Genomic DNA, 13,869 nt, shown 5'->3' with positions numbered 1-13,869 from the left:
ATCCAAGGAGGAGGGAGTGTTCCAGGTGGGCGGCATCTTTCAAGTTGGAACGTTCATCTTCTCCGTGATCTCGTTCCTCATCGTGTTCTTCATCATTCAGCGGTTTGCGTTCAAGCCGCTGGCGCGAATGCTGGAACAGCGGAGAATTCATATCGAGACCCAGATCAGCGAGGCCGAAAAGAGCCGCGAAGAAGCAGAGCGGCTGCTGGCCGAACAACAGCGCTTGTTGGAAGAGGCGCGCAAAGAAGCGCGGAACCTGCTGGATCAAGCCCGCATTCGCGCCGATGAGCAGGCGCGCGAGATCGTGCAGAAGGCCGAAGAGGAGGCTGCCCGGATTCTCGAGGAGAGCCGCCAAGCCATTGTCCGCGAGCGGGACGAGGCGCTGGCCGCCGTCACGAAGCGCGTGGCGGAGTTGTCTGTCGAATTGACCACCAAGTTGCTGCGCGATCACGTCACGGCCGAATTGCACAAGGAACTCGTGGCAGAGGCCGAGAGCAAGCTGGGTGAGCTCGTATGCTGACCGGCGCGGTGGCGAATCGGTATGCACGGGCGCTCGTGTCGTACGCAAAGGAGCACGGGGCCGTGGACGACATCGGCGCACAGCTCGGCAAGATCCGCGCGTTCCTCGGGGCGTCCAAGGAGTTGTCGCAATTTCTCGCGAGTCCGATCGTCACGCCTGAACACAAGATCAAGGCGCTCGAGGGCGTGCTCGGGGAGCCGCTGCGCCCTGACGTCGCACGGTTTCTCACGGTCCTGCTGGAGCGGGGGCGCGGGTCGTACGTCGCGCTCGTGGCGGATCGGTATCAGGACCTCGCGGACGCCTTGAACGGCCGCGTGCGGGTCGAGATCGAGACGGCGCAACCGTTGACCGAGGCGGATCTGGACGAGTTGGTCCGTCGACTGACGGAGGCGTGCGGCAAGACGGTGGTTCCGAAGGTCATTGAAAATCCGGCGCTCATCGCGGGCGTCCGAATCCACATGGGCCATCGCGTGCTGGACGCGACGACGGCGAACGCCTTGCGCCAGTTCCGCGATCGCCTGTTAGCCCGCGCAGTGCGTAAGGAGGGAATACGTTGAGCATTCGTCCGGATGAAATCAGCGCGCTCATCAAGCAACAGATCGAGCAGTTCGAGGTCAAGGCCGAGGTGCGCGACACGGGCACGGTGCTGTCGGTGGGCGACGGCATTGCGCGCCTCTATGGCTTGGACAACGTCATGGCGGGCGAACTGGTCGAGTTCGAAAGCGGCGTGTACGGCATGGCGCTGAACCTGGAGGAGGACAACGTCGGCGTCGTGGTGCTCGGGTCCGTGCAGGGCATCCGCGAAGGCGAACAGGTGCGCCGCACCGGACGCTTGGTCACGGTGCCGGTGGGTCCGCAGCTCTTGGGGCGCGTCGTGAACGCGCTGGGTCAACCCATTGACAATAAGGGCCCCATTGAGGCCACGGAGTATCGTCCCGTCGAGTCGCCGGCGCCGGGCGTCATCGTGCGCCGCTCTGTGCACGAGCCGCTCGAGACGGGCATCAAGGCCATCGACTCGATGGTGCCCATCGGACGCGGTCAGCGCGAGCTGATCATCGGCGACCGCCAGACGGGGAAAACGGCCATTGCGCTCGACACCATCATCAACCAAAAGGGCAAGGACGTGAAGTGCATCTACGTCGCCATCGGGCAGAAGCAGTCCACGGTGGCGCAAGTCGTGGAGACGCTTCGCCGCTACGGCGCGATGGAGTACACCACCGTGGTCGTGGCGAGCGCTTCGGAGCCCGCTCCGCTCCTGTTCCTCGCTCCCTACGCCGGGTGCGCGATGGCGGAGTACTACCTGTACAACGGGCAGCACGCGCTCGTGGTGTACGACGACCTGTCGAAGCAGGCCGCGGCATACCGCGAGATGTCGCTCTTGCTGCGCCGCCCGCCGGGCCGCGAGGCGTATCCGGGAGACGTGTTCTATCTGCATTCGCGCCTCTTGGAGCGCGCCGCGAAGCTGAACGACGAGCACGGCGGCGGTTCGCTCACGGCCCTGCCGTTCATTGAGACGCAGGCGGGCGACATCTCCGCGTACATCCCGACCAACGTCATCTCGATCACGGACGGCCAGATCTTCCTCGAGTCGGATCTGTTCTTCGCGGGCGTGCGGCCGGCCATCAACGTCGGATCGTCGGTGTCCCGCGTGGGCTCCGCCGCGCAGACGAAGGCCATGAAGAAGGTCGCGGGCACGCTGAAGCTCGATCTCGCCCAGTACCGCGAGCTCCAGGCCTTCACCCAGTTCGGCAGCGATCTGGACAAGGCGACGCAGGACACCCTGCGCCGGGGCGAACGGATGACGGAGCTGTTGAAGCAACCGCAGTATCACCCGCTGACGTTCGATCGGCAGGTCGCGTCGCTCTGGACGGGCGTGAACGGCTATCTGGACGACATCCCGGTCGAGGCCGTGCAGAAGTTCGAGCGCGAGTGGCTCGCCTTCTTGGACCGCGAGTATCCGCAGGTGTTCCAACAGATGCAGGAGCGCAAATCGCTTGAGGACGATACCATCGAGCTCATGAAAGAAGCGATGGCGAAGTTCAAGCCGACGTTTGTGCCCTGATGGACGGCTGACGCACGGCCCTTCACGGGCCGTGCCGTATGAATCGGGGCTTTGGCCCAAACCGGTGGTGAGAACGGGCGATGGCGCAAAACAGCATGCGCGACATCCGGCGGCGCATCAAGAGCGTCCGGAATACTGCGCAGATCACGAAGGCGATGGAGATGGTCGCGGCCGCCAAGCTGCGCCGCGTGCAGGATGCGGTTCAGCAGTCGAAGCCGTACCTCTCGAAGATGCAGGAGATGCTGGCGAACCTGTCGCTCTCGGCGCGGCTCGTCAAGCATCCGCTGCTCGCGGTGCGACCCGTGCGGCGCATCGGCTACCTCGTCATCACGGCCGATCGCGGCCTGGCCGGGCCGTACAACGCGCAGGTGGTGCGCGCCGCGATGCAGGAGTTTGGCAAGCGAGACAAGGGCTCGTACGCCATTTACACGGTCGGCAAGCGAGGGCGGAACTTTTTCCAGCGCCGTGGGCTGCCGATCGCGGCCGAGGTCGTCGATCTCCCCGACACGCCCACGTATCACTCCGTGCGCCATCTGGCGGAGAACATCGTCGCGGCGTACGAGCGCGAGGAGTTCGACGAGCTGTATTTCATCTACAACGAGTTCATCAACGCGGCGGTTCAACGCCCGGTGGTGCGCAAAGTGCTGCCTCTTGCCTCCCTTGGCGAGAACGTGCAGGGGCCACGGCGCAACTATCTGTTCGAGCCCGACGAGGAGTCGGTGCTGGCGGCTCTCCTTCCGCGGTATGCCGAGACGCTGGTGTATCAGGCGGTGTTGGACGCGAAGGCTTCCGAACATGCTGCGCGCATGAATGCGATGGGCAACGCGACCGACAACGCGCTTGAGCTGATCGAGAAACTGACGCTGTCGTTGAACCGGGCGCGCCAGGCGGCGATCACGACCCAGATCGCGGAAATTGTCGGTGGCGCGGAAGCGTTGAAATAACGAAGGAAACGGCCGCAAGGAGGGACATTCGTGAACAAAGGGTATGTAGTGCAGGTCATGGGCCCGGTGGTCGATGTCCGCTTTCCAGAAGGACAACTGCCGGCGATCAACAACGCCCTCCGCATTGATTACGAGGGCGATCTGCCCGTGCATCTGACGCTCGAGGTGGCGCTGCACCTCGGAGACAACGTGGTTCGAACCATCGCGATGTCGTCGACGGACGGGCTCGTCCGCGGCGTCGAAGTCGTCGATACAGGGCAGCCCATCTCGATGCCCGTAGGACCGGGCACCCTGGGGCGCATCTTCAACGTGCTCGGCGAGACGATTGACGAGAGGGGGCCCGTCGATGCCCCGGAGCGCTGGCCGATCCACCGTCCCGCGCCCGCGTTTGGGGATCTGACGACGAAGACCGAGATCTTCGAAACCGGCATCAAGGTCGTGGATCTGCTCGCTCCGTACGTCAAGGGCGGTAAGGTTGGCCTGTTCGGCGGCGCGGGCGTCGGCAAAACGGTGCTCATTCAGGAGCTCATTCACAACATCGCGAAGGAGCACGGCGGTTATTCGGTGTTCGCCGGCGTCGGCGAGCGGACGCGCGAGGGTAACGACCTCTACCATGAAATGAAGGAGTCGGGCGTCCTCGACAAGACGTGCATGGTGTTCGGCCAGATGAACGAGCCGCCCGGTGCGCGCCTCCGCGTGGCGCTGTCCGGCCTGACGCTCGCTGAGTACTTCCGCGATGTGGAGCAGCGCGACGTCCTGTTCTTCATCGACAACATCTTCCGCTTCACACAGGCGGGTTCCGAGGTGTCTGCGCTTCTCGGCCGCATGCCGTCGGCCGTCGGTTACCAGCCCACCCTGGCCACGGAAATGGGCCAACTGCAGGAACGCATTGCCTCGACGGTGCGAGGGTCCATCACGTCCATCCAGGCGGTGTACGTGCCGGCGGACGACTACACCGATCCGGCGCCGGCCAACACGTTCACCCACCTCGATGCCACGACCGTGTTGGAGCGCCGGATCGCCGACATGGGCCTGTATCCGGCGGTCGATCCGCTCGCTTCGACGTCGCGGGCGCTCCAGCCTGACATCGTGGGTGAGGAGCACTATCAGGTGGCGCGTGGCGTCCAAGCGGTGCTGCAGCGGTATCGCGAGCTGCAGGACATCATCGCCATCCTCGGCATGGACGAGCTGACGGATGAGGACCGCCTCATCGTGTCGCGCGCGCGCAAAATCCAGAACTTCCTGTCGCAGCCGTTCTTCGTCGCTGAGGTGTTCACCGGGACGCCGGGCAAGTACGTGCCGGTGAAGGATACCGTGCGCTCGTTCAAGGAGATCCTGGAGGGCAAGCACGACGACATTCCGGAGACGTACTTCCGCTACTGCGGCGCGATTGAAGACGTGATCGAGAAGGCGCGCAAGGACGGCTACGCCTGATCCCATCCGGAAGTGAGGTGAGCGCAGATGTTGACCGTGCCGCTCGAAATCGTCACGCCGGAGCGGATCGTGCTGTCGATGGACGTGCGCATGGTGATCCTGCGGGGCGGCGATGGCGAAATCGGCATCTTGCCACGCCACATGCCGCTCGCTACGGCGGTGAAGCCGTGCCTGGTGCGCATTCGGCTGGCGGACGATCGCCAGGACGTGGTACCGGTGTCAGGCGGGTTCGTCGAGGTCCTGCCTGAGAAGATCACCATCCTCGCGGACACCGCGGAGTTGCCTGAGGAAATCGACGTCGATCGCGCCCTTCGCGCCAAGGACCGCGCGGAGAAGCGGCTGCAGGCCGCGGTCGACGAGGAAGAAGCGGATCGCGCGCGTCAGGCGCTCACGCGCGCTGAACTGCGGCTGCAGGCGGTGGAAGAGCACAAACGCCTGAACGGATTTCTGCACGCAAGTGTCCCGAGCGCTTAATTCCGTGGTATGATGGTTTTGGGCAGCTGGCCGTCTCTTCACGATCGGTTGGGAGGCGGCCAGTGTCGTTTCAGCACCTGGATGGCGATGGGCGAGTGGAGGTGACCGGGTGCAGTTGGTCTATCGCGTCAGTGCCACGATGGGGGCGGACGGGATCGTCCTGCTCTTGGTTTTCTTCCTGGGTGTCGTGGCCAGTTGGTGGGCGCTCGGCGCGCTCAAATGGGACAAGTTCACGCACCACCCGTTCGCGGGGCAGACCCAGCTCTTGCGGTTCTTCCTCGCACTCGCCGGAGGCGTGCTTTCCGTCGTCGTCGGTCTCATTCTTCTTGGTGCCATGCAGTTGTTGAACGGTGCGCTTTGAGGTCGATGTGAGGGTCTTTCCTCTACGAAATCTATGAGACCTTCGCGCGCAGGGTTTAGCTTGGGCGGGATCCGTCGAGACTGGAATCAGGTGAAACCGTAGAACGCCCTGATTTCCAGGATCGGATGGAGGTATCCGCCATGGCACACACTAGAGTCATTCGGCGGGCTCGTCTCGTGCGCCGCCGCGGGAAAAAAGGATGGAAGCGCGCCATGTGGATGGCGCTTTGGATTGGGCTCGGAGTGGTCATCGCGCACCCGCCCGGCACGGCAAGTGCGCAGACCGCCAGCTCGGCGCCATCCGACGGAGGCGCGCAGTACGAGTTTCTCATGAGCGCCCTCCGCGCGACAGGCGCCACGCCGAACGCGTATCTCATCCACGATTGGACCCAGCTGAACGATTCGTTTCTCAACGAGACGCAGCTTGCGGCGCTCGGCGCCCAGGTCGTGCAGGAGTTGGGCCTCGCAAACGTCAAGACGCAGGCGGCGCAACTCGTGAACGAGACGTACTGGCGCGCTGTCGGCGTCTGGCCCAGCGGAACACGCGCTGAGGTGGTTTTGACGAGTTTTCCCGGGGCGCCAAGCGGCGCAGGAGACGGCCAACCGGAGACCGTGATGACCGTGACGGCATCGAGTTCCAACTTGACGGAAGGCCAATTTTCATCGCAATATGACCAGGTGGAGCGCACGGTGGCGTCCGTCAACGGCACGCCGCAGATGAGCGCATACATAGCTGGTTTCAAACCGAGCGAAGTCAGCGAGGCGGAAGCGGACGGAATGGCGATCGCGGCCTTGAGAGCGGTGGGCGCTGCGGCGGTCGAGGGCATTCGCACGCCACTCGAGACGAGCCTGTCGGGGTACAGCGCCCGCGCACCGGTGTACGTGCTGGCAGGAGACCACCGGCGCGTGAACGTCCAGGTGGCCGTGCACGACGACTCGTTCCGACATGGGACCGACGTGTACGTGGGCTCTCCTCTTGTGATCGCGACGTATTGAGGACGCATCCGCGCCGCCGCTTCGCGAGGCTCAGGAAAGCCGTGCGGAGGTAGCGGAATGGGAAGAATCGTAATTGAGGGTGGATATCCCCTGGAGGGGACCGTTCGCGTCAGCGGAGCCAAAAATGCGGTGTTGCCTATCCTCGCGGCCAGTCTCTTGGCGGAGGAGGGCGTGAGTCAAATCGAAGAGGTCCCGCATCTCCTCGACGTGCGCGTCATGGCGGACACGGTTTCGGCGCTCGGCGCGAAGCTGGAGTGGAACGGAAGCACCATCCGCGTCGACGCGCGGCGCCTGTTGAGCGTGTGTCCGCCCGCGGAGCTGGTCCGCAAGATGCGCGCTTCCTTTGTGGTTGCGGGGCCTCTCCTCGCGCGCTTCGGCGAGGCGATGGTGGCCTTGCCTGGAGGCTGCAACATCGGGCCGAGGCCCGTGGATCTCCACATCAAGGGGCTCGAAGCGCTCGGGGCCACGGCCGTCGTGGAAAACGGATATGTGCATTTTCGCGCGCCTCGAGGTGGCCTGCGCGGCGCCCGCATCTACCTGGACGTGCCGAGCGTCGGCGCGACGCAGAACATTATGATGGCCGCGGTCCTGGCCAAAGGACAGACCATCATCGAGAACGCGGCCAAAGAGCCGGAGAATGTCGATCTCGCCAACTATCTGAACGCGATGGGCGCTCGCGTTCGAGGCGCGGGCACGGACGTCATTCGCATCGAGGGTGTAGATCACCTGCGGGGCGCCACCCACGCCGTGATTCCTGACCGGATTGAGGCAGGCACGTTTCTGATCGCGGCCGCGCTCATCGGGCGAGGCGTCTACGTCGAAAATGCGCTGTCCCATCACCTGATGTCGCTCATCGCGAAGCTCGAGGAGGCTGGGGCCGTCATCGAGGATCACGTCGAGGGTATCAAGGTGTGGCCCTGTCAGGGCGGGCGCATGAAGCCACTCGACGTCAAGACGCACTATTACCCATCGTTCCCAACCGATTTGCAGGCGCAGATGGTCGCCGCCCTCACGGTGGCGCAGGGAACGAGCACCGTGACCGAAACCGTGTTCGAGAACCGATTCATGCATGTCGCGGAGTTGCAGCGCATGGGCGCCAACATTCACATTGAAGGACGCACCGCCGTCATTGAGGGCGTGCCGCGCCTGACCGGCGCTCGCGTGACCGCGACGGATCTCCGCGCAGGTGCGGCGCTCGTCATCGCAGGTCTTCTCGCCGAGGGTCAGACGGAAGTGTACGGACTTCATCATATCGACCGTGGCTACGACGATCTCGTCGGCAAATTCAAGCAACTCGGCGCGCGCCTCGAGCGGATCGAAGGGGATGCCGAGATCCAAATTGCGAAATCCGTGGGCTGATGGACGGAATCCAACTTTTCGCGCAGCCCAACAAGCCGCAGAACCTGATTCGCAGGTTCTGCGGCTTGTTTCGTCCCGGCGAGGAGGCCGGCTCTGGTTCTCGCCCTAGCCCCGGGTCATCCGACGGACATTCGAGCATATCGCCTCGCCGAGCTGCATACGCTCCATTGAACGGGTTGTCCTCGCTTGTACCAGAGAAGCGGCGCGCGCCCTCGAGACGTGATCGAGAGGATGAGAGCCATGTCCCAGCCACGAACCTTGCGCGGCGTCCTCCAGTTCGGAGTGCGACTCGCCCTTGCCTTTGCCGCCATGGTCCTCCTCCCCGTGGGGATTGCCAAAGCTCTTCAGCGCTCGCCCATGCCCGACGTTTCCGCGTGGATCGCGCAGCACGACGCACGGATTCAACTTCGCGTCTTTGATGGAGAAGCCGGCGAGTCTAGGCCCATGCCCCTCAACACGTACGTTCTCGAAGTTCTGTTGGCCAACTGCGACCCGAGCGCCCCCATGGCCAGCCTCGAGGCCGCGAGCGTAGCTGTGCGCACGTACGCCGTACGCGCGATGCTCCACCCCTCGCTTCAAGCTCGGCGCGAGCATGTCGATCTGACGGACAACCCTTCCCTCGATCTCGCCATGGAGACCGAGCACGAGCTGGAACTTTCCATCGGTTCACAGGCCGCGCTCTCGTTCGTCGCTCGCGCGCAGGCGGCCATTGAAGCGACGGATGGGAGAATTTTGACGTACGGCGGCCAGCCGATTCTCGCTTTTCTGTGTGAGATCTCCACTGGGCGGACACGATCCGCCGAGATCGCGCTCGGCTATCCGGTGCCCTACCTGAAAAGCATACCTTGCCCAGACGACGCCGCGAGTCCGGCACGCCTGTCGACCGTCACCTATACGTTGGGCGCGTTGAATCAGGCGCTGTCCGCACACCTGAGCGATTTCAGCGGCCTTCGCGCTGTGCGGTCGAGCGACGGCTTCGTGCAAGCCGTGAAGGCGGGAGACGAGGTCTGGAGCGGTTCCGCGTTCGCCGCGAGCCTTGGACTGGCGTCGGACGATTTCACCTGGGTGGCGAGGGGAGATAGGCTTGTCTTCACCTGCTACGGAAGGGGTTCCGACCTCGGCATGAGTTTGCACGAGGCGGATGCGCTCGCATCGCGCGGCATGTCGTACGCAGCCATCTTGGCGCACTTCTATCCGGGCGCCCGATTGGAAGACATGGAGCCTCTCGTCCAAGGTATGGGAACCTCCGGTAACTAACTCTACCCAAAATTTGAGGGCGACACGTATAGAAGGCCATCCGCGTGGCGAGACTCACTACTGAGGTGAGCGCCACATGGATGAAAAGCAACACCTTGATCCAAAACCCGAGACGCCACAAGCGCAAAATCGAAGCCCTGTGCGCAAGTGGCTGTCGAAGCGATGGGTCTACCCGGCGATGTACCTTGGAGCGGCTGCGGTCGTGATCGGCGTCATCTATGCGCGCATCGAGACGAACAGCACGCCGACGTCGGTGACCACGACGGAAACCAACCAGACGTCGCAGACGGGCACCACGTCGAATGGGTTGGAGCCCTGGGTCTGGCCGTATGCGCAGGGGACGGACGCCACGGTGACGATGGGGTTTTTCCCGGTGCATGGGTCGCTGAAGCAACAGGCTGCGGCGGTGGTCGAGTACGACAACACGTTCTATCCGCACAAGGGCATTGATATTCGCGCCGCCGGTGGCAGGCAGTTCACGGTGGTGGCCGCGCAGCGCGGCACCGTCGAAAGTGTGACCAATCAGCCGCTCTACGGCTACGAAGTGGTCGTCAGCTCGCCCGACGGCTACACCGAGACGTATCAGTCCCTGGGTTCGGTGGACGTGAAACCGGGCCAGACCATCTCCGCCGGAGATCCCATCGGCACGACATCGACCAACTTGTTCGAGCAGAGCCAGGGCAACCATCTGTATTTCCAAGTCAACCAAAACGGTCAACCGATCGACCCCGAGTCGCTTCTCCCCAAGCAATGAATGGGTAGACCATGCGCCCGCCATAGCGCGGGCGTTTTCCTTTTCGGTCGTCGAGCGCGTTCGACGTATTTCCCGGAAAAAGATCACCATTCCCCTGATTTCCCCACGCCATCGCACCATGTCGAAACTCCCCGGAAGATTCGAAATGGCCAGGCCTGGCGCGGCATACGGTGTACACCCCCTCATATACATAAACCAGACCAACTGACCTGCCACGGGGAGGCGAGGGGAGTGCATGATTACATCAAGGAGCGTACTCTTAAGATTGGGGAGTACATTGTCGAAACGCGCAACACGGTTCGGACCATCGCGCGCGAATTCGGCGTCTCCAAGAGCACGGTGCACAAGGATCTGACGGAACGCCTTCCGGAGATCAATCCGGAGCTGGCCAGCAAGGTAAAGGAAATTTTGGAATACCACAAAGCGATCCGGCACTTGCGCGGTGGCGAAGCGACCAAAATGAAGTATCATAAGGGAGACGATGAGCGGGCTGGGTCGGCCGTGAAGCCGAAGAAGATCGAGCGGCGCAAAGGAGTTTCGAGCGGACTGTAGAACTACATCCTTGCATCCCCACTCCATTCATGCGAGCAGACGAACGACCTTCCCCAATCTCGTACGCTCTACACGTAGGAGGACTCGCCGCACATGTTTTCAAGGGACGTTGGTGTAGATCTGGGCACCGCCAATGTGCTGGTGCACGTCAAAGGCCAAGGGATTGTACTCGACGAACCATCGGTCGTTGCAATAGATCAGGTGACGAAGCAGGTTGTCGCGGTTGGCGAAGAAGCTCGCCGCATGTTGGGGCGAACGCCGGGGAACATTGTCGCCATTCGTCCGCTTCGGGAAGGCGTGATCGCCGATTTTGAAGTGACGGAGATCATGCTCCGCCACTTTCTCAACAAGACCATCGGCAAGCGTTTCTTCGGGCGCCCGCGTGTGATGATCTGCGTCCCCGCGGGCATCACCTCCGTCGAGCAGAAGGCGGTTCGAGAGGCGGCGGAAGCGGTCGGCATCAAGCAGGTGGATTTGATTGAGGAGCCGAAGGCCGCCGCCATCGGCGCAGGTCTCAACATCTTTGAGCCGAGCGGCTCGATGGTCGTCGACATTGGCGGAGGCACGACGGACATCGCGGTGCTTTCGCTGGGCGACGTGGTCACGTCGACGTCGCTCCGGATCGCGGGGGACAAGCTCGACGAGGCCATCGTGAAGTACATTCGCCGTGAGTACAACCTGATGATCGGCGAGCGGACGGCGGAGGAGTTGAAGAAGGAACTGGCGACCGTGTTTCCAGGTGGGCGCCAGAAGAGCACGGACGTGCGCGGGCGTGACATGGTGACCGGCTTGCCGAAGACGGTCACGGTTCACTCGGAGGAACTCCGCGAGGCCCTGCAGGAGCCGGTGTACGCGATTGTGCAGGCGACGAAGTCGGTGCTCGAACAGACGCCGCCAGAACTCGCCGCCGACATCTTCGACAAAGGCGTCGTGCTGACGGGCGGCGGGGCGCTGGTAGACGGCCTGGACAAGCTCATGCAGTCTGAGCTGGAGATCCCCGTGCACATCGCGGAAAACCCCATGCACTGCGTCGTGATCGGAACGGGGCGCGTGTTGGAGAGTCCCGAGTGGAACAAGTATCGCGATCGCGGCCGGCGCCGAGCGCGGCGGTGACGGAGGTATGAGGCGATGATCCAGGGGCTGACGGCGGCCGCCTCGGGTATGGCGGCGGAAGATCGGCTCGAGCAGCTTCTGTCGAACAACTTGGCCAACCAGGAAACCCCGGGCTTCAAGGCGTCCATCGGCGAGCTCATCGAGGACCCGGTGTTCGCCATGGAGCGCTATTCGTATGGGGACGGATCGGACGGGATCGGCATCGGCGAGATGGGCGGCGGCGTCGACTTTCAGGAGGGCGTTCCCTCGTTCTCCGAAGGTGGGCTGGAGACGACGGGGCGTCCGCTCGATCTCGCCATCGTGGACGTCCTCTCGTCGGGCGAGGTGGCCTACGCGCTCACACCGCAGGGTGCCAAACCCGTGGCGGGTCTGGTGACAGTGGGCGCGGGCGGGAGGCTGACCGCAGGCGGGATGCCGCTCGCCGTCTACGGGCTGGATGGGCAGCCGGTCCAGGGCCTTTTTGCCGTCCGCAATCCGTCGTACCAAGGTTCGGAACTGCTCAGCGAAGGTGGGGCGCCCGCCTATGACGCGGCGGGACGCCCGTCGTACGTGTTCGAGAACGCAGCGGGCCAGGTCGTGTACACGCCCGGCAGCGAGACGGATGATCCGTACGCCATCCGCGTGGGGAACGCGGATGACATGGGCTACCACGCGTTTTTGCCCGTGAACTACGCGGATGCCAATGGGCGGTCAGGCCTGGCCGTGACCCGGGATGGGGCGCTGCAGTTGAACGCGGAGAACGTCGTGGTCGATGCGGCGGGGCACGCTATCGCGCCGCTGGATGCCGCGGGCCGGGTGATGGTCGGCGGGCGCATTGTGGTCAACCCGCTCTATCATGGCACGCAAATCTTTTCGCAGAGTGGGACGCCGGTGTATGATGCCAATGGACAACCGTCCTTTCGCGTCTACGATGCCCAGGGGCAGCCTGTGGCAGGCGGCCGGATCGGCCTCGTCGATGCGGATGTGACGCAACTCCAGCCGCTCGGCGAAGGCGAATACATGGTCGGCGGTTCGTATCAGGCAGCGGCGGTCGAGCCGCTTCTCCGCGCGAGTACCGGGCGGATGGTGTTCGGCGCGCTCGAGAGTTCAAATGTGAATGTGGCGGCCACGATGGCTCAGATGATGCAGGCGTTGAACGCGTACGAGGCGAATCAGCGCGTGGCGCAGTCGGTCGATTCGATGTTGAATGTCGCGGCGACGGATATCGGCAGAGTTCAGGGCGGCTGAGCGCGGGAGGCGGGCACATGGGGCAGATGATGTGGAATGGGCTGTCCGGCATCCAAGCGGCCAACGCTTGGATGGACCAAATCGCGGATAACTTGGCGAATCTACAGACCCCCGGGTACGCGGCCGAGCAAGGGACGTTCGCAGATCTGCTCACGATGCAGGTGTACGGCAACGCGACCGATCCGTCTTCGGCCGCCCGCGTGACGCCTCCCGGATGGCGCGGGGGCACGGGCGTCGTGCGCACGGGCGAAGAGCGGGACTTCAGCCAGGCCGCCGTGGTGCGCACGGGCATCCCGACGCACCTTGCCATCGAGGGCCCCGGATTCTTCGTCGTGCAGACGCCTTCGGGCCGCATGTACACCCGGGCCGGCAACTTCATTTGGAGCCGGCGTTCCGATGGCTCGTTCGTGCTCGCGACACAAACGGGCGATCCCGTCCTGTCCGCCGCGGGCCAGCCCATCGTCAAGCCGGCGGACGCGCCGTCCATGACCGTCGCACCGGACGGCACCGTCCAATTTGGACGCGGGCGGACGGCAAAGCTCGCGCTGGTGGAAATCGGGGAGCCGTCGAGTCATCTCATCCCCGAAGGCAACGGCCTGTACCGACTGGCCTCGGGCGGGGTCGCGGTTCCGGCGCGAAATTCGTCCGTGATCCAAGGGGCGGTGAACGCGTCCAACGTGGACGAGACGGCCGCCATGGCGCAGCTCGTCGCCGCTCAGGATTTCTACGAGGAAAATGCGCAGGCCATCTCCATGGCCAACCAACTGCTTGGGCTGGCAGACACCATCCGGACGTCGGGAGGTTGAGGAGGCGATCG

General features: G+C 63.7%; 15 protein-coding genes. All 15 read left to right on the top strand.

Annotation, left to right across the window (positions count from 1 at the left end; translation table 11 throughout):
- Positions 1-16: 16 nt before the first annotated feature.
- Complete coding sequence (gene atpF, locus AACI_RS13695; RefSeq protein ID WP_012811973.1) at positions 17-520, top strand: F0F1 ATP synthase subunit B; 504 nt, start codon at positions 17-19, stop codon at positions 518-520.
- Positions 514-1,077, top strand: a complete 564-nt coding sequence (gene atpH, locus AACI_RS13690) for an ATP synthase F1 subunit delta (protein WP_012811972.1) — start codon at positions 514-516, stop codon at positions 1,075-1,077. The genes atpF and atpH overlap by 7 nt, the downstream gene beginning before the upstream one ends.
- Positions 1,074-2,582: a F0F1 ATP synthase subunit alpha gene (gene atpA / locus AACI_RS13685; RefSeq protein WP_008339891.1), complete on the top strand. Its 1,509-nt coding sequence runs from the start codon at positions 1,074-1,076 to the stop codon at positions 2,580-2,582. The genes atpH and atpA overlap by 4 nt, the downstream gene beginning before the upstream one ends.
- A gap of 80 nt (positions 2,583-2,662) precedes the next feature.
- Entirely contained in the window at positions 2,663-3,526 is an 864-nt protein-coding gene (gene atpG, locus AACI_RS13680) for an ATP synthase F1 subunit gamma (RefSeq protein ID WP_012811971.1), read from the top strand.
- Between the two features lie 30 nt (positions 3,527-3,556).
- Positions 3,557-4,960 carry a F0F1 ATP synthase subunit beta gene (gene atpD / locus AACI_RS13675; protein WP_012811970.1) on the top strand — a complete coding sequence of 468 codons (1,404 nt, stop codon included), beginning with the start codon at positions 3,557-3,559 and terminating at the stop codon, positions 4,958-4,960.
- Between the two features lie 27 nt (positions 4,961-4,987).
- Positions 4,988-5,434, top strand: coding sequence for an ATP synthase F1 subunit epsilon (gene atpC / locus AACI_RS13670; RefSeq protein WP_012811969.1), 447 nt, complete (start codon positions 4,988-4,990; stop codon positions 5,432-5,434).
- Between the two features lie 109 nt (positions 5,435-5,543).
- Positions 5,544-5,795, top strand: coding sequence for a DUF1146 family protein (locus AACI_RS13665; RefSeq protein WP_012811968.1), 252 nt, complete (start codon positions 5,544-5,546; stop codon positions 5,793-5,795).
- A gap of 140 nt (positions 5,796-5,935) precedes the next feature.
- A complete protein-coding gene (locus tag AACI_RS13660) occupies positions 5,936-6,790 on the top strand; it encodes a YwmB family TATA-box binding protein (RefSeq protein ID WP_012811967.1) in 855 nt (284 codons plus the stop codon).
- Between the two features lie 57 nt (positions 6,791-6,847).
- Positions 6,848-8,149 (top strand): UDP-N-acetylglucosamine 1-carboxyvinyltransferase, encoded by a 1,302-nt coding sequence (gene murA, locus AACI_RS13655; protein WP_012811966.1) that lies wholly within the window; start codon positions 6,848-6,850, stop codon positions 8,147-8,149.
- 240 nt (positions 8,150-8,389) lie between these two features.
- The gene (locus AACI_RS13650) at positions 8,390-9,406 is read left to right on the top strand and encodes a SpoIID/LytB domain-containing protein (protein ID WP_012811965.1); all 1,017 of its coding nucleotides are present in this window, start codon (positions 8,390-8,392) and stop codon (positions 9,404-9,406) included.
- Positions 9,407-9,482: 76 nt separating this feature from the next.
- A complete protein-coding gene (locus AACI_RS13645; RefSeq protein WP_012811964.1) occupies positions 9,483-10,160 on the top strand; it encodes a M23 family metallopeptidase in 678 nt (225 codons plus the stop codon).
- Between the two features lie 231 nt (positions 10,161-10,391).
- Positions 10,392-10,712 carry a sporulation transcriptional regulator SpoIIID gene (spoIIID, locus tag AACI_RS13640; RefSeq protein WP_012811963.1) on the top strand — a complete coding sequence of 107 codons (321 nt, stop codon included), beginning with the start codon at positions 10,392-10,394 and terminating at the stop codon, positions 10,710-10,712.
- Positions 10,713-10,805: 93 nt separating this feature from the next.
- Positions 10,806-11,825 carry a rod shape-determining protein gene (mreB, locus tag AACI_RS13635; RefSeq protein WP_008339873.1) on the top strand — a complete coding sequence of 340 codons (1,020 nt, stop codon included), beginning with the start codon at positions 10,806-10,808 and terminating at the stop codon, positions 11,823-11,825.
- A gap of 15 nt (positions 11,826-11,840) precedes the next feature.
- Entirely contained in the window at positions 11,841-13,052 is a 1,212-nt protein-coding gene (locus AACI_RS13630) for a flagellar basal body rod C-terminal domain-containing protein (RefSeq protein ID WP_012811962.1), read from the top strand.
- A gap of 17 nt (positions 13,053-13,069) precedes the next feature.
- Entirely contained in the window at positions 13,070-13,858 is a 789-nt protein-coding gene (locus AACI_RS13625) for a flagellar hook-basal body protein (RefSeq protein ID WP_012811961.1), read from the top strand.
- Positions 13,859-13,869: the final 11 nt, after the last annotated feature.

This window comes from Alicyclobacillus acidocaldarius subsp. acidocaldarius DSM 446, assembly GCF_000024285.1.
Lineage (GTDB): Bacteria > Bacillota > Bacilli > Alicyclobacillales > Alicyclobacillaceae > Alicyclobacillus > Alicyclobacillus acidocaldarius.
Note: the sequence above shows the minus strand (reverse complement) of the source record. Positions and strands in the feature narration are given on the sequence as shown.